Annotated in this window: 22 protein-coding genes and 2 pseudogenes; 16 read left to right on the top strand and 8 right to left on the bottom strand. The window is 68.6% G+C overall.

What is annotated here, in order from left to right; translation table 11 throughout:
* Positions 1 to 451 precede the first annotated feature (451 nt).
* Positions 452 to 2032, top strand: a complete 1581-nt coding sequence (locus ACN20J_RS35895; protein WP_266760857.1) for an AMP-binding protein — start codon at positions 452 to 454, stop codon at positions 2030 to 2032.
* Between the two features lie 292 nt (positions 2033 to 2324).
* Positions 2325 to 3536, top strand: coding sequence for an alpha/beta fold hydrolase (locus tag ACN20J_RS35890; protein WP_266760855.1), 1212 nt, complete (start codon positions 2325 to 2327; stop codon positions 3534 to 3536).
* A gap of 519 nt (positions 3537 to 4055) precedes the next feature.
* Here the strand turns inward: ACN20J_RS35890 and ACN20J_RS35885 are convergent.
* A complete protein-coding gene (locus ACN20J_RS35885; protein WP_266760853.1) occupies positions 4056 to 4520 on the bottom strand; it encodes a hypothetical protein in 465 nt (154 codons plus the stop codon).
* Positions 4521 to 5175: 655 nt separating this feature from the next.
* Here ACN20J_RS35885 and ACN20J_RS35880 point away from each other — a divergent pair.
* Positions 5176 to 6543: an FAD-dependent monooxygenase gene (locus ACN20J_RS35880; RefSeq protein WP_266760851.1), complete on the top strand. Its 1368-nt coding sequence runs from the start codon at positions 5176 to 5178 to the stop codon at positions 6541 to 6543.
* A gap of 35 nt (positions 6544 to 6578) precedes the next feature.
* Here ACN20J_RS35880 and ACN20J_RS35875 read toward each other — a convergent pair whose 3' ends face one another.
* The gene (locus tag ACN20J_RS35875) at positions 6579 to 7814 is read right to left on the bottom strand and encodes an alpha/beta fold hydrolase (protein ID WP_266760849.1); all 1236 of its coding nucleotides are present in this window, start codon (positions 7812 to 7814) and stop codon (positions 6579 to 6581) included.
* A gap of 528 nt (positions 7815 to 8342) precedes the next feature.
* On the opposite strand from ACN20J_RS35875, the gene ACN20J_RS35870 reads away from it, so the two are divergent.
* The gene (locus ACN20J_RS35870) at positions 8343 to 8915 is read left to right on the top strand and encodes a redoxin domain-containing protein (protein WP_266760847.1); all 573 of its coding nucleotides are present in this window, start codon (positions 8343 to 8345) and stop codon (positions 8913 to 8915) included.
* A 7-nt stretch (positions 8916 to 8922) separates the two neighbouring features.
* The gene (locus ACN20J_RS35865) at positions 8923 to 9825 is read left to right on the top strand and encodes a cytochrome c biogenesis CcdA family protein (RefSeq protein WP_266760845.1); all 903 of its coding nucleotides are present in this window, start codon (positions 8923 to 8925) and stop codon (positions 9823 to 9825) included.
* A gap of 680 nt (positions 9826 to 10505) precedes the next feature.
* On the opposite strand, the pseudogene ACN20J_RS35860 reads toward ACN20J_RS35865, so the two are convergent.
* Positions 10506 to 10769, bottom strand: a pseudogene (locus ACN20J_RS35860) (hypothetical protein); the annotation flags it as partial.
* Between the two features lie 113 nt (positions 10770 to 10882).
* Between ACN20J_RS35860 and ACN20J_RS35855 the strand changes: the two are divergent.
* Positions 10883 to 11248 (top strand): hypothetical protein, encoded by a 366-nt coding sequence (locus tag ACN20J_RS35855; RefSeq protein ID WP_419667581.1) that lies wholly within the window; start codon positions 10883 to 10885, stop codon positions 11246 to 11248.
* Between the two features lie 77 nt (positions 11249 to 11325).
* Here the strand turns inward: ACN20J_RS35855 and ACN20J_RS35850 are convergent, their stop codons facing one another.
* Complete coding sequence (locus ACN20J_RS35850; protein ID WP_266760841.1) at positions 11326 to 12195, bottom strand: IS5 family transposase; 870 nt, start codon at positions 12193 to 12195, stop codon at positions 11326 to 11328.
* A gap of 54 nt (positions 12196 to 12249) precedes the next feature.
* Positions 12250 to 12726 (bottom strand): flagellar motor protein MotB, encoded by a 477-nt coding sequence (locus ACN20J_RS35845; protein ID WP_266760839.1) that lies wholly within the window; start codon positions 12724 to 12726, stop codon positions 12250 to 12252.
* Between the two features lie 507 nt (positions 12727 to 13233).
* Between ACN20J_RS35845 and ACN20J_RS35840 the strand changes: the two genes are divergently transcribed.
* From ACN20J_RS35840 to nhaA, 5 genes are all read left to right on the top strand, one after another.
* Positions 13234 to 15171, top strand: coding sequence for a kelch motif-containing protein (locus ACN20J_RS35840; protein WP_266760837.1), 1938 nt, complete (start codon positions 13234 to 13236; stop codon positions 15169 to 15171).
* A gap of 153 nt (positions 15172 to 15324) precedes the next feature.
* Positions 15325 to 16071: a DUF4142 domain-containing protein gene (locus ACN20J_RS35835; protein ID WP_266760835.1), complete on the top strand. Its 747-nt coding sequence runs from the start codon at positions 15325 to 15327 to the stop codon at positions 16069 to 16071.
* 299 nt (positions 16072 to 16370) lie between these two features.
* Positions 16371 to 16589 (top strand): hypothetical protein, encoded by a 219-nt coding sequence (locus ACN20J_RS35830; protein ID WP_266760833.1) that lies wholly within the window; start codon positions 16371 to 16373, stop codon positions 16587 to 16589.
* 56 nt (positions 16590 to 16645) lie between these two features.
* Positions 16646 to 16981, top strand: a complete 336-nt coding sequence (locus ACN20J_RS35825; protein ID WP_266760832.1) for a hypothetical protein — start codon at positions 16646 to 16648, stop codon at positions 16979 to 16981.
* Positions 16982 to 17367: 386 nt separating this feature from the next.
* Complete coding sequence (nhaA, locus tag ACN20J_RS35820) at positions 17368 to 18690, top strand: Na+/H+ antiporter NhaA (RefSeq protein ID WP_266760831.1); 1323 nt, start codon at positions 17368 to 17370, stop codon at positions 18688 to 18690.
* Positions 18691 to 18791: 101 nt separating this feature from the next.
* Here nhaA and ACN20J_RS35815 read toward each other — a convergent pair whose 3' ends face one another.
* Complete coding sequence (locus ACN20J_RS35815; RefSeq protein ID WP_266761274.1) at positions 18792 to 20333, bottom strand: SulP family inorganic anion transporter; 1542 nt, start codon at positions 20331 to 20333, stop codon at positions 18792 to 18794.
* A gap of 376 nt (positions 20334 to 20709) precedes the next feature.
* Here ACN20J_RS35815 and ACN20J_RS35810 point away from each other — a divergent pair, with 376 nt between their 5' ends.
* Positions 20710 to 21120: a MerR family transcriptional regulator gene (locus ACN20J_RS35810; RefSeq protein ID WP_259333643.1), complete on the top strand. Its 411-nt coding sequence runs from the start codon at positions 20710 to 20712 to the stop codon at positions 21118 to 21120.
* Positions 21121 to 21762: 642 nt separating this feature from the next.
* On the opposite strand, the gene ACN20J_RS35805 is transcribed toward ACN20J_RS35810, so the two are convergent.
* Both ACN20J_RS35805 and ACN20J_RS35800 read right to left on the bottom strand, forming a co-directional pair.
* Positions 21763 to 22038: a hypothetical protein gene (locus ACN20J_RS35805; protein ID WP_266760828.1), complete on the bottom strand. Its 276-nt coding sequence runs from the start codon at positions 22036 to 22038 to the stop codon at positions 21763 to 21765.
* A gap of 143 nt (positions 22039 to 22181) precedes the next feature.
* Positions 22182 to 22363, bottom strand: a pseudogene (locus ACN20J_RS35800) (IS701 family transposase); the annotation flags it as partial.
* A gap of 118 nt (positions 22364 to 22481) precedes the next feature.
* On the opposite strand from ACN20J_RS35800, the gene ACN20J_RS35795 reads away from it, so the two are divergent.
* From ACN20J_RS35795 to ACN20J_RS35780, 4 genes are all read left to right on the top strand, one after another.
* Positions 22482 to 23039, top strand: coding sequence for a hypothetical protein (locus ACN20J_RS35795; RefSeq protein WP_266760826.1), 558 nt, complete (start codon positions 22482 to 22484; stop codon positions 23037 to 23039).
* 225 nt (positions 23040 to 23264) lie between these two features.
* Complete coding sequence (locus tag ACN20J_RS35790) at positions 23265 to 24308, top strand: ABC transporter ATP-binding protein (RefSeq protein WP_266760824.1); 1044 nt, start codon at positions 23265 to 23267, stop codon at positions 24306 to 24308.
* Positions 24305 to 25933, top strand: coding sequence for an ABC transporter permease (locus ACN20J_RS35785; RefSeq protein WP_266760822.1), 1629 nt, complete (start codon positions 24305 to 24307; stop codon positions 25931 to 25933). The genes ACN20J_RS35790 and ACN20J_RS35785 overlap by 4 nt, the downstream gene beginning before the upstream one ends.
* Positions 25934 to 26243: 310 nt before the next feature.
* Entirely contained in the window at positions 26244 to 26447 is a 204-nt protein-coding gene (locus tag ACN20J_RS35780; protein ID WP_266760820.1) for a hypothetical protein, read from the top strand.
* Positions 26448 to 26525 lie beyond the last annotated feature (78 nt).

Below are 26525 nucleotides of genomic sequence, written 5' to 3'. Positions count from 1 at the left end.
CGTGATGGATGTGACCGCGTCGGCGTGCCCACACAGGCCAGTCACCCTGCACGAGCGACCGGACCGCCCTCGCGGGCACGAGCCGCTGACGTTCTTCGCCGACCACGACCTGTTGGCTGCGGCCGCCCTCACCCCCTCCTCAGAGAAGCCTCAGAGTTCCACCAAGCGGTGGCCCGGCGGCAGGCCCGACGATCGGAACACACACGTTGCGACGACCCTGTCAGACCGTTTCGCTCAGGGACGGCGTTGCCGGCCCCACAAAGCACCGATGACCGCGCCGGCAAGGGCCCGACAGACGTGACGGAATCCTGGCGGCAGACCCACAGGGGACAACCAGATGGTGACCGCACAACCAGACCCCGGCAGACCGCACGGTCCCAGGTCCGGTGCCGCCCAGCCGGAGACCCCTGGGTTCTGACCGACAGAGCAAACCGAGAAGACGGAGTCTTTGATGATCTACAACAGCAAGTATCCGGATGTCACAGTCATCGATCGTCCCGTCCATGACTGGGTGCTCGGCGATGCCGCGCGGCGCGGAACCCGGCCGGCCATGGTGGACGTGTCCAGTGGACAGACGTTCACCTACGGTGAGTTGGCCACGCTGGTCCGCCAACTGGCGGCAGGCCTTGCCGCCGAAGGCATCGGCAAGGGTGACGTGGTCGCTCTGCACTCGCCGAACACGATCCTGTTCCCCGTGGTCCTCTACGCCACCACCATCACCGGCGGGACGGTGACCACTCTGTCGCCGCTGGCCACACCGGCTGAGATCGCCAAGCAGCTGATCGATGCCGAGGCGCGTCTGATGGTGAGTGTGTCCGCGCTGATCGAGACGGCGCGGGCCGCGGTCGAGCTGGTCCGGCGGCAGACCGGCCGGGACATCGAGATCCTGGTGTGCGACACGGCCGACGGCCACCGTCCGGTGCTGGGGCTGCTCTGCGACGGCGACGTGCCGGCGTTCGAGCTCAATCCGGCTGTGGACGTCGCCGTGCTGCCCTATTCGAGCGGCACGACGGGCGTGCCCAAGGGCGTGATGCTGACCCACCGCAACCTGTGCACCAACCTCGAGCAGATGAACGGTCTGCATCGGGTCGGCGAGAACGACCGTGTCATCGCGATCCTGCCCTTCTTCCACATCTTCGGGCTGACTGCCCTGGTCAACAACGCGCTGCACCGTGGTGCGACCGTCTACGTGCACTCCCGGTTCGACCTCGACGCGTTCCTGACCAGCCTGGAGCGCGACCGCATCACCCATGCGTACGTCGCCCCGCCGGTGATGCTGACCCTGGCCAAGCACCCCGCGGTCGGAAACCTGGACCTGTCGAATCTTCGACGCATCATCTGCGCCGCGGCGCCGCTCGACGCGGGGGTGCAGGCGGCGGTGGCCGACCGGCTGGGTGTGGAGATCGGGCAGGCGTACGGAATGACCGAGCTGTCTCCCGCCTCGCATCTCCATGCCGACGGCAACCTCGACGAGCCCATCGCGTGCGTGGGGCACCTGCTCCCGTCGACTCGGGCGCGCCTGGTCGACCCGGTCAGCGGGCTGGACGTGGCGGCAGGCCAACCCGGCGAGGTGTGGATCCAGGGACCGCAGGTGATGAAGGGCTACTTCGGCCGCCCCGAGGACACCGACGCGACGGTCGACGCCGACGGATGGCTGCACACCGGCGACATCGGTCGGGTCGACGAGGACGGGAACTGGTTCATCGTCGACCGGGTGAAGGAACTCATCAAGTACAAGGGCTACCAGGTGGCGCCGGCCGAACTCGAAGCGATCCTCCTCAACCATCCCGGGATCGCCGACGCGGCGGTGATCGGCGTCAATGACGAGGAAGGCAACGAGGTGCCCAAAGCGTTCGTGGTGCCGGTGCCCGGGGCGTCGGTCACCGCCGACGAGGTGATGACCCACGTCGAGGGCCAGGTCGCCCCGTACAAGAAGATCCGCCGGGTCGAGTTCATCGAAGCGGTGCCAAAGGCGGCCTCCGGCAAGATCCTGCGGCGCAGGCTACGGGAGGGCGGGCCGACGCGCCCCTGACCGGTGGCCGCCCCTGCCTGCGCCACCCAGACAAGCCGCTCCGCAACAAGTCCAGCGGACATCCGGGCTCTTGGCCAGCAGGCGGCTCCTGGACCCGGATGGCTGCGACAGCGGGCGCGTTGACGAATCGTCGCGGGCCCCGGCAGCCGAGGCCGGGGGCCCGGCGGCCCGGGTGAATCGACCGCACCGGCACATTGAGCTGTCGGCAGGGCCTGACCAACTCGGCCGAGCAAGGATCGTGATGGGACAATCGACGCCCACAGAATCGAACAATCGCTATACAGTCATGGCTGTGAGCGGCGCCGTTTACTCATTCGGGCAGTACGAGTTGGACACGGATCGCCGTCGGCTCAGCCACGACGGGCAGCCGGTCCCCATCGAACCTCAAGCTGCGGATCTGCTCTGCCACCTCGTCGAGCACCGCGACCGCGTCGTGCCCGAGGAGGAGCTGCTCGACACGGTGGGGCGCGGCCGCACGGTCAGCGAGGCCGCGCTCGCCGCCTCGTTACGCAGCGCCCGCCTCGCGATCGGTGACAGCGCCACGCGACAGCGGTGCATTCGCACGGTGCGCGAGCGCGGTTATCAGTTCGTCGCGCAGGTGACGGTCGCCTCCACCACTCCGTCCGCCGCACCCACCGCCGCCGTTACGGCGGCGGCAGAGGCGGACCACGAGGTCATCCGGTTCTGCCGGTCCGCGGACGGCACCCGCATCGCCTACGCCACCACAGGCGAAGGCCCGCCGTTGGTGAAGACCGCCAACTGGCTGACCCACCTCGACCTCGATCGGACCACCCCGATGTGGGCGCACTGGTTCGACGGTCTCACCCGCGGCCGGCAGCTCATCCGCTACGACGAGCGGGGCTGCGGCCTCTCCGAATGGAATGTGCCCAGCTTCGCCCTCGACGACCTGGTCGACGACCTCGACTCCGTGGTCAATGCCGCCGGCCTCGACCGCTTCCCTCTGCTCGGGGTGTCACAGGGCGGCGCGGTGGCGGTCGCCTACGCCGCGCGCCATCCCGATCGGGTCAGTCGGCTGATCCTCACCGCGTCCTACGCCCGTGGACGGCAGATCCGAGCCGCCGACGACGCCGAGCGCGATGCCGCTCAGGTCGACCTGAACATCGCCCGCGCCGGATGGCGTTCCCAGGAAAGCAGCTTCCTGCGTTTCTTCGCCGCGCAGTTCCTCGCTGACGCCACACCCGCGGAATGGGACGCGTTCGCCGCCTACCAGCGCCAGACGACCTCGCCCGCCAACGGACTGCGCTTCCTCGAAGAGTTCACTCGCATCGACGTCTCCGGCATCGCCCACCAGGTGACCTGCCCCACGCTGATCATCCACTCCCGCGACGACGCGCGGGTCCCCGTCGCACAGGCCCTGGAACTGGCCACGCTCATCCCCGACAGTCGGCTGATCCTCCTCGAGAGCCGCAACCACCTGTTCACCGCCGCCGACCCGGCCTGGCCCACCTTCCTCTCCCACCTCGACACCTTCCTCGCCGAGTAGTCCGGCAGGCAGAACGCCAACGAGGAGAGGCTTCACACCGGGCCCCGGACCGGCTCCGGGCGCATGTGCGCCAACACCAACGCCCGCTTCGGGACGCGGAGTTCGCGTCCCGGGCATGGGCGGTGGCGCGCGCCGGGGACGAGCCGGGCCGAATATTCGGGGAGAAGAGGCTGATGGGCATCAACGGCGGTGCGCCAACCGTCCGCGGCTGACGGTGGCACATTTGTGTCGTCTGCGCTGACGTCCTCGCCCGCGTGAAGGCCTGGCGCGTGGTGGAGATCGCACCCTCCACGGAGTACACGAAGGGCCGCCCAGCACTCCGGGCGGCCCTTCAGGAGAATCGTCAGCAGCTTTCTGTCAGGACTCCCTCATCGGAAGGCCGTTGCTGTCATGGTTGCTGACGGTCTTTCCTGACCTGCAGCGCCGGCCTCCGCGAACCGTTCCGCAAGGCCGTCGGAACGCGTATGCCGCGATCGACGTTCCCGCGGTTCCACCGAAGACCGGCGAAACTCGCCTCGGTCAGCCGATGACGATGTCGCAGTCGGCCCTGCCGCGGGCGACGATGTCGGCGAAGTCCGCCTGGATGTTGGGGTCGTACGCCGCCGAGCTGATGGTGCGGGTCTTCTTGCCAGGCACGGCCTTCTTCCCGGTCGTGTGCGAGACGTTCGCCGCGTCCCACGACAGGTCACACGTCCAGTGGAAGGTACGCACGAGGAGGTGCGAGTTCTTCCCGCTTCCCGTGATCGACCAGTTGCCGTCGGCCTTCACCACGAACGTGACGTTGCCACTGACGCCCCGGCTGCTGTCACCGGTGGCGAACGTGACCGACTGGCCGTTGGCCTCAACCTGCTTGGTGGTGTCGTTGGCCTGTGCGGGAACCGCTCCCAGCAGCAGGGAGGCCAGCCCGGCCCCCGAGGCGATCAGCAGCGCCAGCCCCCGCCGAGTCCGGATCGGGCCGGACGTCCTGGTGTTGTCGACTCGCATCGTCTGTCCTTCTCTCTCGTGTTTTGCGTCTGAAATGGCTGCCGGGCTGGGGGCGGTGTCCGTACGACTGCTCCTCGACCCGGCGTTGTTCCAGCATCGGGCCCGCCACCAGGCCAGACTTGGTGGAGCTCTGAGGCTTCTCTGAGGAGGAGTTGAGGGCGCCGGCCTCATCCGGCGGGCCGGGGGCGGCGAAGCGGTTCCCGGCCAAGACATTGAGGTGGTAACCCCAGGTCGGCCCGGGCTGGTCACCGTGGCCGTCGCGTCCGACGAAGCCGGTCGGGTGCTCAGGCCCGGCCCGGTGGTGTGTCGCTGCCGTTGGCCAATGAACCGGACCACCCCGGCGACTGTTCGGCTGCACACGCCGATTCCGGTGCACGCCCACACGCCGTCGCCTGTCGGCGTGCACGCGAACGCCCCCGACATAGCCTCCCGTTCACGCTGGTGGTCGCACGCCGGAAGTGCCGCCCGCGCCCGGGAGTGGGCACGTGATCGCTTCACGGTGGCTTTCGGGCCCGCCAGGTGCCGGCTTTCCGGCCGACTTCGGCTCCTCCTCAGAAAAGCCTCAGATTTCCCTCAAGTCCTGGCCCGGTGACAGCGCGATGCTCGAACAGGCCCAGGGCCGCCTTCGGCCCGGGTTCGAGCTGGAGGGTGAGAGGTGAGGGAGCGCAACGGCACCACCGCCGTGGTCATCGGCGCGGGCATAGCGGGCCTGCTGACCGCACGGGTTCTGAGTGAGCACGTCGATCGGGTGACGGTACTGGAACGGGACCGCCTGCCGCAGGACGCGGTCACGCGCAGAAGCGTCCCCCAGGGACGTCACGCCCACGTACTGCTGGCCACCGGCCAGCAACTCCTGGCCGGCTGGTTCCCCGGTCTCATCGACGAACTAGTGCGGGCAGGCGCGGTCCCCCTCGACGCCAAGGACCTGGTGTGGCACCAGGCGGGCGCCCACCGGATACGGTCCGATCTCGGATTCCTCACGATGTCGATGAGTCAGCCCCTGCTGGAGTGCACGGTGCGCGAGCGGCTCCTGCGGCAACGGTCCAACGTGTCCGTCACCGACGAGACGGCCGTGGACCGCTTGATCCTGGAAGGCGGCCGGGTGGCCGGTGTCCGGACCGACGGAACCGAGCACCGGGCCGACCTCGTGGTCGACTGCACCGGCCGCAACACCCGTTTCCTCGACCAGCTGGCCAGAGCGGGATTTCCGGCACCCGAGGTCTCCACCATCCGTATCGACACGGCCTACGGAACCCGGACCGTGCGGCGGCGGCCGGACGATCTCGACGGCACTCTCGCCCTCGTGGTCGACGACCCGGCCCGCGGTCACCGCGTGGGCATGATGGTGCCGGTGGAGGGCGGCCGTTGGATCGTCACCGTGGGTTCGCTCCACGGTGATGTCCCCCCGACCGAGTCGGCCGAGTACGAGGACTTCGCCCGCTCCCTGCCGTCGCCCGCGATCGCCGATGTCCTCGCCCGGGCCGAGGCCCTCACACCGGTCCTCAGCCATCGGATGCCCACCAGCCGGCGCCGCCGCGTGGAGCGGTTGGAGCGGACCCCGCCGGGATTCCTGGTGCTGGGGGATGCCATCTGCAGCCTCAACCCCCTTCACTGGCAGGGAATGTCTGCCGCGGCCCTGCAGGCGAGGGCCCTGGGCCGGGCCGTCGAACGCCATGGCCCTGCCTCCCCCGCACTGGCGCGTGACTTCTACCGGCGGGCCGCAAGAGTGGTCGACGTACCGTGGAGGATCGCGGCAGGGGCCGACTTCGCCGACCCTCGCACCAGCGGGTCCAAGCCGCCTGGCACCGGCCTCGTCAACCGCTACCTCGACAAGGTGTTCCGGGCCTGCCACACCTCCGTCCCGGTGGCCCGCCAGACGTTGCGGGTGCAGAACCTGCTGGCCCGGCCGCAGTCACTCATGACCCCGGCCATGGTCATCCGCGTACTGCTGGCCGCCCGCCGCTCTCCCGCGAGAGTTGAAACGCCTGCCGGCCCCGCGGTACGTAGACGCCCGGTTGCCTGACCCGGACCCCGCAGCCCGCCGGTCGACCGCTGAGGTCACTCGGCCAGGAAGGCGTCGATGTGGGACAGGAACTCGTCCCAGGCCGGCTCGAACGCGGTGAGCAGGTGATTGCTGCTCTTGAGCAGCACCAGTCGGCTGTCGGGAATGAGAGCGGCCAGCTCACTGGCCTGCGAGGCCGGCACCCGCCCATCATCGCGCGAATGAATGATCAGCGTCGGGCACTCCACCCGATGGGCGATGTCGGAGACGTCGATCCGGGCGAACTCCTCCAGGAAGCGAACCCCGTTGGCCGGCGAGGTCGTCCGCCGCTGGAAGGCGCTGAAGTCTTCCCAGTCCCCCGGTGTGCCCTCGGGCAGGAACTGGGAGGCGAAGACCCGCAGGAAGCTGGGATCCTGGTGCATCCACCCCACTCGGGCCAGATCCAGGTCGAGGTCTGCCTCTTCGCGCTCGGCCTCGCCCTGTGCCCGCACCTGCCGTCCTCGGGCGTACGCCCCGGCGAGGATCAGCCGGCTGACCCGTTCGGGACGGCGCGCGGCATAGGCCACAGCCACCGCACCCCCCTGAGACACCCCCAACAGAGGGAAGCGGTCAAGCCCGGCGGCCTCGACCACGCTCTCGAGGTCGTCGACCCAGTCGTCGAACGTGAAGCTGGGCACGGTCCAGTCCGAGAGGCCGCAACCCCGCTCGTCGTAGCGGATCAGTTGGCGGTTGCGGGCGAGACCTCCCAGCCAGTGCGACCACACCGGGCTCATCCACTCAAGGTCGAGATGGGTCAGCCAGTTGGCCGCCTTGAGTAACGGCGGGCCCGAGCCGACGGTGGCGTAGGCGATGCGGGTGCCGTCGTCGGCCCGGCAGAACCGGATGGTCTGACGTCTCCCCACGTCGTTCGGCTCGCCCGCCGACGTCGGCTCCACGACGGACCCCTGGCCGGACCCGACGGGCGGACCGGTCCCGACCACTGTCACCGGGGCCACGAACTGATAGCCCCGCCGGTGCACCGTGCGGATCAGTCGCTGCTGACTGCCGGTGTCACCCACGGCCAACCGCACGGTCCGCAGCGCCGTGGTAAGGGCCGCCTCGCTGACAAAGCGGTCACCCCACACCTCATCCAGCAGCTCATTCTTCGCCACCACCCGGTCCCGTCGCTCGACCAAGTGGCACAGCAGATCCAGAGCCCGAGGCTCGACGTGGACCGGCTCACCGGCCCGGCGGAGCTGATGACGAGCCGTGTCCAGCTCGTACTCCCCAAAAAGATAATTGTCCCCCACCACCTTTGCAGCGTACAACTCCCTTCTGCTGACGTATACATGGGCGATCCACAGGCGTGTCGACGCCCGATCGGCAGGCTCTTCGCACCGACGTCCGCCCCTTCCTGCTGACCGACGCCCGGATCTCCGCCCCGCATCACCGAGATCCTCGGCCGGTGCCTGACCGATCTCGAACAGCGCCTGTCCGACAGCGTCTTCAGTCGGTACCGCAGCGGATCGCCACTATCCCGTTGGCCCTCACGGCCAAGACCCGGCCACGGGTGCTCGGGCCCGCCGCCTGCAGATCACGCTCACCCGCCAGGAGATCGCCGCCCTGGTCGGCACCTCCGCGAAACGTGCACCAAGGTGCTGCGCGACTTCGCCGACCAGCAGCTGATCCGCCTCGCCCGGGGCCTCATCACCGTCCTCGCCCCAGGGCGGCTCGCCGACCACGCGGGCTGACGTCACCGAACCGTAAGCACCCGCCCTGGCCCCCACCGCGCGCCGCCCGGCCTACAGTTCAGCCGACCCGACCACAGGAGCCTTCCCATCATGCGTGCCCGCCTGATCCTCCCCGGCCTGCTCGCCGCCGCCGCGCTCACCCTCGTCGGCTGCGGTACACAGAACACCGCCTCCTCCGGCAGCGCTGAGGAGAAGTCCCGCACCACGGCTCCCGGCTCCTCCGCGCCGGCGCAGGAGGGGGCTGGCGCCGCGGTGGCCCCCAAGGCGCTGCGGTTCACCGGCACGACCGTGGACGGCAGGCCGTTCGACGCGGCCACGCTGGCGGGCAAGCCCACCGTGCTGTGGTTCTGGGCCCCATGGTGCCCCAAGTGCCGTGCCCAGGCCGCCGAGACCGCCAAGGTCGCCACCGATTACCAGGGCGAGGCCCACGTCCTCGGCGTCGCCGGCCTCGACAAGAACGCCGCCATGAAGGACTTCGTCTCCCAGACCGGCACCGACTCCTTCCCCCACCTGTCCGACGAGGCCGGCGACGTATGGAAACGCTTCGAGGTCACCGAACAGAGCCGCTACGTCATCCTCGACAAGGACGGCAAGACCGTATACGAGGGTGTACTGCCCGGCGGCAAGGGCCTGGCCGAGAAGGTCGCCGGACTCACCGGCTGAACCCGCCATGGCCGACCTTCCTCTCGCCCTCGCACTCAGCGCGGGCATGCTCGCCGCCGTCAACCCGTGCGGCTTCGCCCTGCTCCCCGCCTACCTCTCCCTGCTCGTCCTCAGCGACGACTCCCCCAGCCGTACGGTCGCCGTCGGCCGGGCACTGTCCGCCACCGCCGCGATGACCGCAGGATTCGCCGCGCTCTTCGGCGTGTTCGGCCTGGCCGTCCAGCCCGTCGCGGGACAGATGCAAGAGCATCTGCCCTGGTTCACCATCACCTTCGGGCTCCTCATGGCGGTAGCCGGCGGATGGCTGGTTGCCGGGCGCCAACTGCCCTCCCCGGCACCGAAACTGCGCCGCGCCCCGGCCGTGACTCGCTCGCTGCCCTCGATGGCACTCTTCGGCATGGCCTACGCTACGGCCTCCCTAGGCTGCACGATCGCCCCGTTCCTGGCCATCGTCGTCTCCGCCTTCCGCAGCGGCTCGGCCAGTGAGGGCATCGCCCTGTTCGCCGCCTACGCCGGCGGGATGGGCCTGATCGTCGGCGCCGCCTCCCTGACCGTCGCCCTCACCCGCACCGCCGCCGCCACCCGTCTGCGCCGCCTCGGCGCGATCGCGCCCCGGCTCGGCGGCGCGCTCCTCCTGTGCGTCGGTGTGTACGTGGCGTACTACGGCTGGTACGAGATCCGTGTCCAGCGTGACCCCGCCCTCCAGGACCCGGTCATCGACGCGGCGGGCTCCGTTCAGCGCGGCATTGCCGAGACGCTGGATGCCGCCGGCGCTGCGGTGATCGCTCTGGTCTTCACCGCGCTGCTCATCACGGCTGTGGCGCTCATCCGTTTCCGGCGGGCCCGAGGGACCCGCCGGTCACCCTGCACGGACACCGACGCTCGCTCGACACCCAGCCACACCACCTGAACTCTGGGCGGCCAGGGGCGACCGAGGTCAGACGGTCATGGTGGTGCCGTCTAAACGATCGAGGGTGAAGACCGCGTCCTCCAGGAGCGCCTTCTTGGCCTCGCGCAGGATGCCGATGACGGCCTCCGCGCCCAGCCGGACCGCCTCGCCGTAATCGGTACGCCAGTGCAGCCGACCATGTCGCGGCCGGTGGCGATAGTCGCGGCGACCTGGTTGAGTTCACCGCCGCCCGTGAGCCGGCCGCCGTCCGGACCGGTGTCGGCTCCAGCCCTCCCGGGTCTCGGCCGAGCGGGATCCGCTCGGCGTCCTCGAAGCTGCCGGTGGCCAGCGCCCGGCGCAGCAGGTGGTTGGCGGCGGAGTCGGCCTCTCCGTACTTGTTGTGCGGCAGTGCCCTGGACCCGTTGGCGGGCGTCGCAGGTTCGAATCCTGTGGGGGGGCGGACTCCCGGGAAGGACACTCTCGTCGGGCACGGTGTCGCCACGTTCTCCGCGGTGGACACCGACGTGTCGCCATCGCCGGCGCCCTGCTGGGCCCCTCGCCTGCCCCTCCTCGACGAGACCACCTCGGAGCCGACGTGGGCTCTGTACGGTCGAACTCGCAGCCGCCCGGTTCCCGCCCACGGCACTCGCCGATGTTCTCGGGGCGCGGCCATACTGCCGTGGGGCCGACTAGGTCGTGTTTTAGAAGCTGGTGACCTGGCTGGTTGGCCGCCCGGGGTGGTGGCGGGCGGCCAACCAGATGGTGAGGTCGCGGGCGATGCCGTTGATGCTGGTCGAGGTGGGTGACCTGGTGCTCTTTGCGGGTGGTGTCACGGCGGACGATTTTGTACCGCCTTCTTCCAGGACGGCCACTGAGGCGAACCGCACGGGTCCTCGTCGGGCTGGATGACCACGAAGGTGTTGTCCGGAGTCGTTGAGGTCGCTGATCATCATGGACAGCGCCTCCAGTCAGCGATCACTGCGGCGGTTGAGGTGTCCCACGGGAGTATCCTGCTGCGGGAGTTGCAGGTGACAGCGTCGAGCGGACGAAGTTCCAGCCGGGGGGCAACGTGGTGCGCATGCTTCAGGCAGTACTCCCAGTCCTTGCTCTGGTGGCGGTGGCGGCGGGGTGTTCTTCGTCCAGGGGTAAGGATGAGCAGCGGCTGACCGAGCAGCGGGAGAACTACTGCATGCAGCTGGGGACGTGGCAGAAGGCGCGGAACGCGGCGGGCACGGACACACCGGAGTCGTCAGGGTACGACGAGGTCGGGGCCGTCGCTCAGGACGCCTTTCTCGCGATGCAACCGCTCCGGGATGAGACCGTCGGCGGAGGCCGCACCTTGGGGGAGGCGACGGCGGCAGCGATGAACAACGGTGACTCCGAGGCGGAGGGGCGTGTCGTGAAGTACTGCGGAGATGTCGGCTTCGAGACGCTGACCCGCTAGGACTGTTAAATATCTACCTCGCCCCGTCCATCCTGGTCGCGGTCAGCATGGAATGTGCAACCGACAGCTCAGGCCCGTCATAACCATTCGCCGATCGCGGCGACCAGGACGGTGGCTTCGAAGCGGACCGAGAGTTTGTCGAACCGAGTGGCAACCGCCCGGTTGCGCTTGAGCCGGTTGATCCCGCACTCGACCGCGTGCCGGGCCTTGTAGTCTTCGCGGTCGAAGGCCGGAGGCCGCCCGCCGGCCTTGCCTCGCCGCTTGCGGTTGGCGACCTGGCTGGAAGGCTCCGGGATCGTGCACCGGATCCCACGCTGTCGCAGGTAGGCCCGGTTGGCGCGTGAGGAATACGCTTTGTCGCCCCGCACCCGCAGAGGGCGGACACGAGGACGGCCAGGCCCGGTGCGTGGCACTCGGACGCCTTCCAAGACGGCGGCGAACTGGGGGCTGTCACCACGCTGGCCTGCGGTGACCAGCAGGGATAGCGGCCGTTGGCCTTGTTCGCAGGCCAGGTGGATCTTGGTGGTGAAGCCGCCGCGGGACCGGCCGAGGCCGTGGTCGTCGGGTTCGACATGGATGCCGCCTGGCGGTTCCTTCTGGGCCCGTCCGTCGCGGCGGGCACCTGCTGCGTGCTGATGGGCTCGACAGATCGTGGAGTCGACGTTGACCTCCCACGTGATCAGCCCTGCCGCGTCCGCCCCGGCTTGCAGTCCGGTCAGCAGCACGGGCCAGATGCCGTCGCGCTGCCAGCGACGGAAGAGTCCATAGACGGTCTGCCATGGCCCGTACTCCGACGGCAGATCCCTCCACGGAGCACCGGTCCGCACTCGCCAGCGGATCCCATCGATCAGCTTCCGCCGGCCCACCGGCGGCCGACCCGACACCGCGATCGGGAACAACGGCTCCAGCACGGACCACTGCTCGTCAGAAAGATCCCCTCGCCCCACACCGAGATCATCACAACGCAGGACGAGGAGACCGAGGCACTTTCAAAACACCGCCTAGCCACGGTTGGAGTCATAGCCCCAGCGAGTCCGGCCGTCCTTGCCCATGAAGCACTTGGCGGGGCGTCCGTCCTCGGCGGTGCCGAGAGCTCCGACGGGGGAACAGGCGTATCCGAACTGGATACCCGTCTGGTCGTCGGAGTTGTTCCCGGCACTTGTCCCGCTGCTGCCGGAGCCGCCGTCTTGGGCGGGCCGGGCCGTGACGGTCACCTTCACCCTGACCGTCTTCGTCTCGGTGACCGTGGGTGCGGGTTTCGCCTTCGCCGTCGCGGTTGTCGTCACGGTGACGGTCGGGCCAGGGCGGGCCGCTGCGGGTTTCGCATCGTCGGTCGTTGTGCCGGCGCCGCTGGATCCGGCGCCGATGCCGAGGAAGAATGCGAAGCCGAGCGCGGGCAGAACGTATCTCTTGCGCGCCCACCTCGGAGTCGAGCGCGGCAACTGCGGTCTGGGCGGCCGTATGTGCGGGTTGTTCATCTCGTCCCCCTGCGGGCGATTCTGGAGGGGATGACAGTACTGCCGGGCAGAGGGTGCGCCCACTGCCCGAGAGAGAAGCCGCCTTCCTGTGACGGCATGTCGGGCTCGTCCGGCCACTCGGCAGACTCCGGACCGGAAGGGCGTACGGCCTTCCCCTATTCGACCGCGTGCCGCCACATCGTTCTCCTCGCGCACGGGTCGGGCTCGCGACCAGGGGGCCGCCTCCTCCGGGACCGGCGAAGGCGGCCTCCTACCGGCCACCGCTGCAGCCCACTGTGATCGTCGACTTCTTCACCGCCTGGCCCGTCATCATCTCGCCGGGCTGCCCCGAATGGCGGGAGCAGCGTGAGCCTGCCCTGCCCCCTCCCGCAGGCGGGGAGTAATCCGCGCATTGCACGGAACGGGGCATTTTGCATAGTGCAAGCAAGTGGATCGTCACGTGCCCCCGGCCGCAGAGGGTAGTCCTCGGTACGTCCAGGACCGACCCGCCCGCCGCGGAGGCACCCGATGGCCCAGCGTCCCTCCCGTCCGACCACACGCAAAACCCTGCTCGGCGTCGCAGCAGCGGTCACCCTGACCGCCCTCAACGCCCCGGCCGTGGCGGGCTTCGCCCAGGACGCCTACCACCGCTACGAGATCAACCAGCCCGAGTACAAGGCGAAGTACGGCCACTGGGCGCTCGCCTCACTCCCGGAGAAGTACCAGCTCAACTCGATCCACGCGATCCTGCTGCATACCGGCAAGGTGCTGCTGATCGCCGGTTCCGGGAACAACGTGAAGCTGTTCGAGGGCGGGGCCTTCAAGAGCACCCTGTGGGACCCGTCCACGGACACCTTCAAGAAGATCGACACCCCGAATGACATGTTCTGCGCCGGACACGCTCAACTCCCCGACGGGAAGGTACTGATCGCCGGCGGCACCGCCCGCTACGAAGTCCTCAAGGGCGACGTGAAGCGGGCCGGAGGCGCCATGCTGGTCAAGAACGAGAACCCGGACCGCGCACACACTTTCCCCAAGGGCACCGTCTTCCGCGCCCCATCCGGCGTGGAGTACCGCTCCCAGTTCAGCGTGCACGTGCCGGCCGCGAAGAAGGTGCCCACGGGCCAGGGCGGCAACGTCAAGGTCACCGCGAGCGAGGCCCGTGTCTTCGTCGAGGCAGTGGACAAGGGCCCGCTCGGCATGACCAACACCACCGAGCAGTACGCCGTCCATGGCCTGAAGGGCGAGGACGCCGACAGCCTCTACGGCATCGCCAACAAACTCGGCCTCGACAAGAAGGACTTCCAGGGCATCAAGGACGCCTACGAGTTCGACCCTGTCACCGAGAAGTACACCAGGGTCGGCTCCATGCGGAAGGCCCGCTGGTACCCGACCCTGACCACCCTGTCCGACGGGCGCGTCCTCGCCGTCTCCGGCCTCGACGACATCGGGCAGGTCGTGCCCGGTAAGAACGAGGTCTACGACCCGCGGACACAGACTTGGTCTCCGGCACCGACCCGCTACTTGCCCACTTACCCGTCCTTCTTCCTCACTGGCCAGCGGAAGATCTTCTACTCCGGCTCCAACGCCGGATACGGCCCCGCCGGCAAGGGCCGCAAGCCCGGCCTGTGGGACCTCAGGAGCAACACCTTCACGCCGATCGGCGGCCTGAAGGACCCGGATATCCTGGAGACTTCGTCCTCCGTGCTGCTACCGCCCGCGCAGGACAAGAAGGTGATGGTGCTCGGCGGCGGAGGTGTCGGCGAGTCCCCCGCGGCCACCTCCCGCACCGCGATCGTCGACCTCGATGCCGAGCATCCGGCCTTCACGACCAGCCCGCGCCTGCCGGAGAACACCCGGTACCTGAACAGCGTGATCCTCCCGGACGACACCGTGTTCACCACCGGCGGCAGCCGTGGCTACCGCGGCAAGGGCGCCAGCGACATCCTCAAGAGCCAGATCTACGACCCGCACAAGAACGCCTTCGCGCCCGCCGCCGATCCCACGGTTGGGCGCAACTACCACAGCGAGGCACTGCTGCTCTCCGACGGCCGTGTCGCCGTCTTCGGTTCCGACCCCCTCTTCGCCGACAAGGCCAACTCCCGCGCGGGCCGTTTCGAGCAACGTGTCGAGGTCTTCTCTCCGCCCTACCTCCACCGAGGCGACCGCCCGGACCTGGCCCCCGGCGGCAGAACGGACGTCGAACACGGCGGCGAAGTCGTCCTGCGTACCGCTGATCCGGCTCGCATCAGCCGCGTGCGGCTCATCCGCCCCGGATCAGCCACCCACGTCACGGACTTCGACCAGCGCTCCGTCGCCCTGGACATCACCCGGCGGGGCAACGGCACACTCACGGCCCGCGTACCCAACGACGCAACCCTCGTCCCACCTGGCCGTTACATGGCCGTCGCCGTTGACACACGAGGCGTTCCGTCCCGCGCCGTCTGGATCCACGTGTCCGGGTGAGACACCGTGGTCATCGCGGTCGCCGACCCCAAAGGGGCATCGACATGTGACACACATCACGAAGCACACTACAAAATTTGCCTAGTGCAATGATGATTCGGCCCTGCGCGGCCGTACCCCCTGACACACAGCTCGCTCACGTCAGGAGGCTCCATGCCCGTCTCCCGCAACACGGCCGGGACAGTATTCGTGGTCGGCGCGCTGGGATTGACCCTCGCCGCCCTCGCCTACCCCGCCATGCTCGGCATCGAGAACACGGCGACGAACACATCCCGCATCATCGCCAACACCCAGTACGGTCCGCTGACCGAGGCCGACCGCGACTTCGTCGTCAAGGTCCGCGCGGCCGGCCTGTGGGAATACCCCCTGGGAGAGCTGGCCATGCAGCGCGGCACCACGAAGGAGATGAAGGAGGCCGGCGAGCACCTGATCGTCGGCCACGCCGGACTGGACCAGATGTGCCGCAAGATCGCCCCCGAGCTGAACATCACCCTGCCCAACCAGGCCAGTCCCCAGCAGCAGCAGTTCGTGGCGACAGTGGACTCCAAGAACGGCAAGGAGTTCGACTCCACCGCAGTCAGCATCATGCGCGTCACCCACGGCCAGATCTTCCCGACCATCGCCAAAATCCGCGCCAGCACCGAGAACACCCTGGTCCGCCAGCTCGCCGACCTCGCCAACGACACAGTCCTGGACCACATCACAGTTCTGGAGAACACCGACCTGGTCAACTACGACCAGGTCAACTTCCAGCAGACCACGCCGCCCAAACTCCCCAAGGCCGAGCTCACCCCGCCCGCACCCCAGCCCGGCTCCCCGGTCGTCGTCCTCACTCCCCGCCCGGACCTGGATGTCAACACCAGTTCCCCGACACCCGCGCCCAGCCCGACCGCCGAGTAAACAGCGAAGGGCGGCCTGTCATGATCCCGCCGCGGAGGGCGTGCAGGCAGGAGAGCCGGATGCGGTATGGGAGAGCCGGTAGGAGCGTAGGACCGCGATCGCGAACGCCGAGATGCGCCGCAGCCCAGCCGCCCAGGTCGAGCAGGGGCCCAACCGTGCCTCCACGCCACGTGGCGGCACGCGCCCCTTCGCGTCACACACCACGGCGAGCGCGTCGGGTACGGCAATAGCCACGCTCCTGATCGGCGCCGCCCACTCCGGAATGGGTCAACGCCGACGGAACCGTCGACGAGGGCAAGATGCCGGAGACCATGCCGCTCATCGGCTCTGAAGGCAAGGTCGCCAAAGACGCCAACGGCAGGGCGCTCAGGGTCAAGACACGCGGCCTGCTCAACCCGTCCGGAGCTCCCGTCACACCCGAGCCGAAGGCGGGAGAGAATCGCTCTACTGAGACGGACGCGGACGGACGGGTGCCCGAGAACATCCAGGTCCGGCCGTCCGTACCGCCTGCTAGCTGACACGGCCCATACGGCCAGCCAGGGGGTGGAAGAGGGGCATGAGTAGAGTTCCACGTGTGTTGCGTCTGATGGAAGGGCTGTGCGCGGTCATCGCGGTGCTCTACGCGACGCTCTTGGTGCTGTTCACCAACTACGATGCCCTGCTGATCACCTACGAGAACGGCGACCTCACCCCCTCGATTCTGGTCTTCGCAGGTGCGTGCATCGGCTGGGTGGGCCTGCGCCTGGTGCGTTCCTCGCGACGCCCCCCAGTTGTAGTCATCGGTGGTGCGTGCGCCGTTGGTCTGGTGGCCGTGCTGTGGTGGACGAACCGCACCACGGTGGAGGAACCGCGTGTCACGCCCACTCCGGGCACGGCGCCCTCTCCGGCACCGCCGACCCCCGGGCCGTAACCGGCTCGGTTTGGAGCCCTCCGCCACTGCATGAGTGGCCGAGGGCTTCGCCGTGGGAAGGGGCGGCAACTCCGGGGCGACGTGTCCACGTTGGGGTGAATGCCGTGGGCCGTCCGCCTCCCGACGACAAGGGTGTGTCCGTCGTTCCACGTAGGACCGTCTGACTCGTAGACCGACTCCCTACGGGTGGGCCCGACCGTATGCGCGCCGCACGGGCAACCGGGTCCACCGACGGACGGGGTACGACAAGGGCGGCCTGTGCCGATGCGGACCATGGCCGATAGGCTGTAAAGAACGCGTCAAGCAGGCGCGCGGTGTGCCGGGAAGTCTGGTCGGCGTCCAGGGGCTTGTGTGCCCAAAATGCCGATGCCCCGGAGGTCCACCCGATGGCCGCTGCCCGCCGTGACCGTAACCACTCCCTCTTTCTCGGACTCCTGCCCTGGCCGGAGCGACAGGCGGTCGCCCGGGCCCTGCGCACCGAGACCGTGGGCGGTCTGGTGCTGCTCGCCGCGGCCGTGGTGGCCCTGATATGGGCGAACACTCCGTGGAGCGGCGCGTACGAGCAGATACGCGACTTCCACTTCGGCATTCCCGCTCTCGGCCTGGACCTGTCAGTGGGGCACTGGACAGCCGACGGCCTGCTCGCGATCTTCTTCCTCGTCGCCGGAATCGAGCTCAAGCGCGAACTGGTCATCGGCGAGCTGCGCACTCCGGCCACCGCGGCCCTGCCGGTCGTCGCCGCTTTCTGCGGGATGCTCGTCCCGGCCGCCCTGTATGCCGCCGTCGTTGCGACTGGCGGGGGCAGCATGGACGGCTGGGCGGTGCCGATGGCTACCGACATCGCCTTCGCCCTGGCAGTCCTCGCCGTCCTCAGTACCCACCTGCCCTCAGCGCTGCGGGCTTTCCTTCTCACTCTCGCCGTCGTCGACGATCTGGGCGCGATCCTCATCATCGCGATCTTCTTCACCGACGACCTGAACCTGGCCGCTCTGGCCGGGGCGTTCGTCGGACTGGTGGTCTTCTACCTGCTGCAGCGCCACCGCGTGACGGGCTGGTGGTGGTACGTCCCCCTCGGCTTCGCCATCTGGGCGCTGATGTACAACGGTGGCGTCCACGCCACTGTCGCGGGAGTCGCGATGGGCCTGATCCTGCGCGCCACCCGCGACACCGGGGAGAAGGCCTCGCCGGGCGAGCGCACCGCGCACGTCATGCACCCGGTCTCGGCCGGGGTCGCGGTGCCGCTGTTCGCCCTGTTCGCCGCCGGGGTCGGCGTCTCGGCTCCCGTGCTCGGCGAGGTGTTCACCCGCCCGGAGCCGCTCGGAGTGGTCCTCGGGCTCGTTGTCGGCAAAACGGTGGGCATCTTCGTCGGCACATACCTGGCCGCCCGCTTCACCCGGGCCCGCCTCAACCCCGACCTGGCCTGGGCCGACGTGCTCGCGCTCGCGGTGCTTGCCGGGATCGGATTCACCGTCGCCCTACTGATCGGCGAACTCGCCTTCCCCGACCCGGCCGCCGCCGAACACATCAAGGCCGCAGTCCTCATCGGCTCACTCATCGCCGCCGGCCTGGCCACGCTGCTGATCAAACGCCGCAACGGCGTTTACCGGCACCTGTGGGAGGAAGAGACACGCGACGAGGACGCCGACGGCATCCCTGACATCTACCAGCCAAGCGGCCCCGTACCTGACGGCGACGGGACCGACAGGTAAGGAGGCAGCCTGTGCGCGAGGCGCCGGGATTGGCTCCCGCGTGCAGCAGAGGGCCGCAGGAGGCTGACAGCTCCCGTGGCCCTCTGCTGCACGAATGGGAGCTAGTGGCTGCCGGCGAGTTCGCCGCTGAGCCTCTCGTGGATCTGGGCGCTCGGTTTGTTCAGTCCGATGATCTCGACAGTCTTGCCGCGTTGGGTGTACTTGGTCTCGATGGCGTCCAGGGCCGCGACGGAGGAGGCGTCCCAGATGTGGGCGGCGGTCAGGTCGATGACGACCTTGTCGGGGTCGGTCGCGTAGTTGAACTGGCCGACGAGGTCGTTGGAGGAGGCGAAGAACAGCTCGCCGGTCACGGAGTAGACCACGCTGGTGCCGTCGGGGTCGGTGACCGAGGTGACGTTGGCGAGGTGGGCGACGCGCTTGGCGAAGATGACCATGGCGGTGATGGAGCCGACGACGACGCCGATGGCGAGGTTGTCGGTGGCCACAACGCAGGCGACGGTGATGACCATGACGGTGATCTCACCGGCGGGCATCCGCTTGAGTGTCTTCGGGGCGATGGAGTGCCAGTCGAAGGTCGCGAAGGACACCATCACCATCACGGCGACCAGTGCGGCCATCGGGATGTCGGAGACGACCGGGCCGAACACGATGCACAGCACCATCAGGAACGAACCGGCCAGGAAGGTGGACAGGCGGGTGCGGGCGCCCGACACCTTCACGTTGATCATCGTCTGGCCGATCATGGCGCAGCCGCCCATGCCGCCGAAGAACCCGGTAACGATGTTGGCAATGCCCTGGCCGACGGACTCGCGGGTCTTGGAGGAGTGGGTGTCGGTGATGTCGTCGACCAGCTTGGCCGTCATCAACGATTCCATCAGGCCGACCAGCGCCATCGCGAGGGCATAGGGGGCGATCGTCGTCAGGGTGTCCATGGTGAACGGCACGTCAGGCAGGCCCGGTACCGGCAGGGAGGAGGGCAGGTCGCCCTTGTCACCCACGGTCGGTACCGCAATGCCGGCGGCGACCGTGATGACGGTGAGGATGACGATCGACACGAGCGGCGCCGGGATCACTTTAGTGATCTTCGGGAAGAACACCATGAGGGCCAGGTCGGCAATGATCATGGGGTAGACGGCCCAGGGCACGTCGTGCATCTCGGGGACCTGCGCCATGAAGATGAGGATGGCGAGCGCGTTGACGAAGCCGACCATCACCGAGCGGGGCACGAACCGCATCAGCTTGGCGACACCGAGGGCACCGAGGGCGATCTGGATGACGCCGGCCAGGATGACGGCCGCGACGAGGTAGCCGAAGCCGTGCTCGCGGTTGAGCGGGGCGATGACCAGGGCGACAGCACCGGTCGCGGCGGAGATCATCGCCCGGCGGCCGCCGACGATGGAGATGGTCACGGCCATGGTGAAGGAGGCGAACAGGCCGATAGCCGGGTCGACGCCGGCGATGATCGAGAACGAGATCGCCTCGGGGATCAGCGCGAGCGCAACGACGAGTCCGGCCAGGACCTCGGTGCGCCAGACCTTCGGGTCGGACAGCCAGTCGGGGCGCAGGCCGCGCAGCAGCGCAGCCGGGGACAGCGCGGACGTAGACAAGGAAAAGTACCTGTCGTGCTCGGGCACACCCGGCATCACTGGGCGTGCGGGAAGAGGCAGGAGGGCCGGGGCGGCCATCCGCGGAGCCCGCATACTGCGAGCTGAAGTCAGAAGGCAGCAGCGAGGCTGGAGCTGGAATCCGCAGGGCTGCTTAGGGGCGAAGGGTCACGGCGGGCAGGCGGCGGCGCTGGGCGTCATGGGCATGCGCACGCTCTCTCCTGCAGGCATCGGTCTTCACCGGGGCATCATCGACCCCGACACGGCAGACGGTCACGGGATGATCCACCCCGCACCATGGGAACGGGGACGGCGTGGAGCCGACCCCAACGATCACCTACTCTACCCTAACGTTAGGGTAGAGATAGACGCTGGCCGCCTGTGGCCTTGGCGACAGATGAGGGAGGGCGCCCGCGTGAGCAGCGAGCACATGCAGATCGGCGACGTCGCCGCACGGACCGAGCTGTCGCTGCGCACCATCCGGCACTACGAGGAGACCGGCCTGGTCATTCCATCCGCCCGCTCCCAGGGTGGCTTCCGCCTCTACACCGAGGCCGACGTCGCCCGCCTGATGGTCATCCGCCGCATGAAGCCGCTCGGTTTCACGCTGGACGAGATGCGCGAGCTGCTGGACGCCACCGACCGCCTCGACTCCGAGGAGACGCTACCGATGGACGAACGTGAGGCTCTGCTGGAGCGCGTCCGCGGATATGAGCAGGGCGCCGCAGAGCAGGTGGAGAAGCTCCGCACGCAGCTGGCGCGGGCCGAGGAGTTCGCGCAGACACTGCGCGAGCGCCTGGACCGAGACCGGGCCGCCACGGCTTGAAGGCCATCAGGACGCCCGAACCCCGTATCCGGACGACAAAGAGTCACATGGTGACTCCCCCTCGGCTCATTGAACGAGTTCTGCTGGATGGACCTGAAAACCCACGACATTCCCGGCACTGCGGCTTTCTTCTCGGCGGCATTGGGCTGACGCTTCGCGGTGGATGAGGCGGACTGGCGCAAGGCCACGAAATCGCCATTGCGGGATGCCGGATCGGGAGCGTGAGCCACCTCCCGAACCCGGTCCACCCACCAGGATCCCCCCCTCACATCGCCTATTACCCGGCAGTCGATGATGTCGACCGCCGCACCAAAGCGGCAACGGCGAACGGCGCACACCTCGTGCAGCCCGCGCCGCCTTGGGCGCCCTTCATCACCACACCAGCCTGGGGAAAGAACCTTTGGCTGATCACTGCCGCCTACGCCTTGCGCACCGCCGTGAAGTACGCATGGCCTGCAGAACGACCCGCCTTCGGCCGGACCGGCCCGCACGGAACTGCCGTCGTGCGCCTGCGCAGTGTTTATCGATGAGTCCGAGCAGCGCATAGTGATCAAGGACTCGCAGATGTTCCCGGGAAATGACTACACATTCACGGTGTGGCCAACTGAGACCGCTACCGCTGTATGCCGATCCAGGGCCCGGTCAGCTTCTACGGCGCGACCACCGCATCTGTCCCACACCCAGGAGCGCCAGTCCGCAGAGCAGCAGCGCGTTCGTACTGAAGAAGCGGATATCCCAGGACGGACCCGGCACTATCCCGAAGTAGAACAGTCCCTGCACCATGCCGGGCGTGCCCACCAGCACTGCACCCAATCCGAAGAGTCGCGGTCGGGCGACATGGCGGCGCGCCCACGGCACCGTCCATCCCGTGCGTATCGACGCCGTTCCGAGGGCGATCGCCAGCACCCCCAGCACCATCCCAACTCCAACGACCCAATCCACGGCAACTCCTCCTGCCGACGAGCATGCGCACCTGGGACTGCTCAGGTGTATACGCCGACACCACTGTCCCTGGCCAGCGGTGTCGGCGACCTTAATACTCCGTCCGTAGATCGTGATCTTCACGTCTGGCTCGCGGCTTGCCTCCGGTAATGGGTGGCCCGAGCACGGCCTGGTGGCGGCGTCTCCAGGCGGACCGGGCGAGCCGGTGGGCCACGTCGTGCGCGGGTCGGACGAACAGCATCCTGAACAGTCGCTGGATCTCGTTGCAGGCGAGGGGGATCAGCCCGTCCGCCCTGCCTCGGCGGGTCCCGGGCAGAAGATTGCCGGACGCGGGCAATGCGCAGAGGTTCGCCGTGCCTGCATGCTGATGTCCGCCGACGGAAACGGGGGCGTCAGTGGAGGCAACCACTACTCGCAGCGTGGCGCGTGCACGCATGGGATCGGGCCTGGCGGTGACGGTTGTTCTGCTGCCTCTCGGTGGCTACGGGCTGTCCAGGGCGGGGATAGCCCCAGAAGGTGCACCCGTCGTGCTCGGTCTGCTGTCCGTGATCGTCGGCTTCGTCCTCCTACCCGCACTGGGCGAGGAGCGAGCCCCGTTCCGGCACTCATCGTCCCACCTGGCTGCGCGCACCTTGACCGGGGAGCGATCCGTCGACCTCAACCAGATCACCTCCGTCCGACTGCTGACGACCTTCTCGTACGGCCGCGCGTACCGGACTCTGTTGGTGCGCGACGCCGACGGTGCGCGTCTGGGCATCACGACCGAGAGAAGCCGCAGGAAACTACGCCGAGCAATCGAGAAGGCGGACGCGAACGCCGCGCGAGGTGCCACCAAACCCCATGTGAGCCGTGCGGCCCGGGCGCATCTGGGCCTTGCCCCAGGAGGGCTCGTTGCCCATACGGTTCTCGCCTTTCTGCTTCTGACCGTGGCCGGAACCCTGTACGTGGTTGCTGTACTCCGACTCGGCGGACAGTAAGCCCTCCCTGTAGTGACTGGCGAGCCCGCCACAGCCACTCGTGATCACGATCTACGGCTGGAGTATGAATACTCCACCAGCGTTTCGCTGTTCCTGCTGGTCACGATCGGAGAAGTCGGTGACTGGCTGCGCCGTCGTTGACGTACCCGCCATCACCACAAACGGTCCGGGCCATCGACACCGCGATGACGACATCACCACAGTTCAGAGAAATAGGCCGCCTGCATGAGCAGCGCCCAGGGCGCAAGCACCGAACCCATTTGGTACCTGCGCCTTGTCCAGCGTGATCCCACGCAAGTACGTTCACCAGCGGTGTGCCGGGAAGTCTGGTCGGCGATTAGGGGCCCTGTGCCCGCCGCGTCGACTCTGGAGGCCCTCATGGTCTCGCCCGCCCTCAGTACGAAATCCCTGACCAAACGCTATGGCCGCGTCCTGGCGCTGGACGGGCTGGATTTGAGTGTCCCGGCTGGCGAGGTGTTCGGCTTCCTCGGCCCCAACGGTGCCGGCAAGTCCACCACCATCCGGCTGCTGCTGGGACTGGCCCGCCCCACCACTGGCCGGGCATGCGTCTTCGGCACCGACGCGGCTGACGTCGCCATGACGCACCGCCACCTGGCGTACGTACCGGCCGACGTGGCGTTGTGGCCACAGCTGACCGGCGCCGAGATGCTGGAGCTGCTGGCGAGCACGGGCCCCGGAACCGACCGGCCCTACCGGGATGAGCTCGTCGAACGGTTCGACCTCGATCTGTCCAAACCGGGCCGGGCGTACTCGACGGGCAACCGTCAGAAGGTGGCACTGGTGGCCGCGTTCTCCACCCGTGCGCCTCTGCTCGTGCTGGACGAGCCGACCAGCGGCCTGGATCCGCTGATGGAACGCGAGTTCCGCCACGCGGTCCGCGAGGCCCGGGACAACGGCCAGACGGTGTTCCTCAGCTCCCACCAGCTCGCCGAGGTCGAAGCCGTCTGCGACAAGGTGGCGATCCTGCGCGCCGGGCGGCTCGTCGATGTCGCCGCCGTGACGGGACTGCGACGACTGCACCGCACCGAGGTGACGGTGTGCTTTCCCGGCACGCCACCGGACCTGGCCCAAGTACCCGGCGTCGAGGCGATCGAGGTGACCGGCGCGGCCTCGGTGCGGTTCACCCTCACCGGTCCTCCGGGGCCTGCGCTACAAAAACTGGCGGAGGCGGACGTGGTCAGCCTCACGGTGCGGGAACCCTCGCTGGAGGAAATCTTCCTCGGCTACTACGGCGGGACACAACGGTGACGGCCGTCAACTCTCCGGCCGAGCCCACCGACTCCCGCGCAGTGGCGGGGCGGGCGGTGACAGCTCTGGCTCTGCGCCAGACCAGACGCGGCACGCTCGTCGTGGCCGCTCTGGTGGCCGGGATGTCGGCGGTGGCGGTGGCCGCCCACCGCAGCACCGTCAAAGACCAGGTGGATGCCGCAGCCCTGGAGGCACTGGCGAGGAATCCGGCGATCCGCACCCTGTTCGGCGAACCGATCGCTTTGGATGACGCAGGCGGGTTCGCCGTGTGGCGCACAGGGACGGCGTTGGCGGTCGTGCTGGCCGTGTGGGCGCTACTCGCCGCAACGCGGATCACCCGGGGCGAGGAGGATGCCGGCCGGTGGGATGTCCTGCTCGCAGGGCGGGTGCCGATCACCACCGTGGTAGCACGCCACATCGCTGTCCTGGTCGCGGCGTCACTCCTCGCGGGCGCAGCCGCCTTCGCCGGCCTGGCTGCTGCGGGTGCCACCGCGGGCGGCGCCGCGGTGCACAGTGCCGGGCTGGCCTTGTGCGGGGTGTTCTTCACTGCGGTGGGCGCGATGACCGCCCAGGTGTTCGCGACCCGGGCGTCAGCCAGCGGCGCGGCGGTGGCGGTCCTCGGCATCAGCATGCTGTTGCGGATGGTCGGCGACGGTGTCGCCGCCCTGGGGTGGCTGCGCTGGCTGTCACCGTTTGGCCTGACGGCGCTGGCCCGCCCCTACGACGGGAACCGGATCTGGCCACTGCTGGTCCTGTTCGCCGCCTGCCTGGTGCTTGCCACCGCAGCCGCGGCTGCGGCTGGGCTGCGTGACATCCGCGACGGTTACCTGCGCTCTTCTTCCGGCCGGGCCCCGCGTATGAGGCTGCTCGGCTCGGTCCAGGCGTTCGCGGTACGGCGGCTGGTGCGGCCACTGGCCGCCTGGTCGGCCGGTGTCGGCGCCTACTACCTGCTCATCGGGGTGCTGGCCCTGTCCATGTCGGGCTTCCTCACTGACAATCCGCACTTCGCCGACCTCGCCGCGCAGGCCGGCTTTGCCGGGCTCGGCACCGTCCGGGGATACGCCGCCACGCTGTACGCGCTGCTGGCCGTCCCGGCAGGAGCCTTCGCCGCGGTCCGGCTCGCCACGCTCGCCGCCGACGAAACCGGCCGGCGCCTGACCCTCCTGTTCGCCCAGCCCCTCACCCGGGTGAGAATGCTCACCGGCGAGATCGCCGCCGCTCTGGGTGGCGTCATCGTGCTCACCACCGTCGCCGGCCTCGCCACCTGGAGCGGGACAACGGCTGTCGGTGCCGACCTCGGCCTCACCGCCGCGCTGTCCAGGGCGTGGAATGTCGTGCCGATCGCGCTCCTTTGCCTCGGCGCCGGTGTACTCGCCCTGGGCTGGGCCCCGCGCGCGGTCGCCATCATCGGATCGCTTCCAGCAGCGGGCGGGTTCCTGCTGAAAGTCATCGCCGACAGTTCCGGCTGGCCGGCGTGGGTTGGCCAACTGTCTCCATTCGCGCATCTGGCCGCAGTACCCGACGCCCCCGTCAACTGGCCCGCGGCCTTCCTGATGACAGCCATCGCCACGCTCGCCGCAGCCGCTGGTGTCATCGGCTACCAGCTGCGTGACCTGCGCACCTGACCGCGTGGCGGCCATGGAGCAGGTCGTGGAGCGCCTCCACCTTCACCTCTTCGATGCCTCTCGATGCTCGCGCGGCCAACGAGTTGGTGCCGAGAACTGGAATTACGGACAGGGTTTACTCCTGTCCCTTGTCCACGTGCTGCAGCGGTCCAGCAGGCACCGTCTCGTCCGTCGAATAGGTACGCGGGCCGGTTCCACAGCTGGCAGGCGATAGGTAGGTCGTTCCCGGTGGGGACCGATGGTTCAGGATCTCACCAGAAGCAGGGCGCACGATCGCATGAAGCGCTTGGCGAGGAAATGCCATACGCCCATGGCCTCGGCCGTCCCTGAGGCCGCCGGGCTTCTCAACCAGCGCATCATCGCCCGCGAGAGCCTCGACTCGTTGGTCCCCGCAGCGCTGAAGCTAAAGAAGCAGATCAAGCGCTTCGCCCTGGACAACGAACTCGACCACCTGCCCATCGGCGACATCGTCTCTGTCGCTCTGGACGAGTGGCTCACCACCTGCGGGTTCTGACCCAGCAAACGGCGCCAGGTGGCCGCGAACATGCACCCTGCTGGACACGCCGCGGCCACGAAGACCCCCCGGCAGCAT

Origin of the sequence: Streptomyces sp. 2-1 (assembly GCF_048564895.1) — a bacterium.
Classification (GTDB): domain Bacteria; phylum Actinomycetota; class Actinomycetes; order Streptomycetales; family Streptomycetaceae; genus Streptomyces; species Streptomyces phaeochromogenes.
The sequence above is the reverse complement of the archived record's forward strand: the minus strand, read 5'-3'. Positions and strand labels throughout refer to the sequence as shown.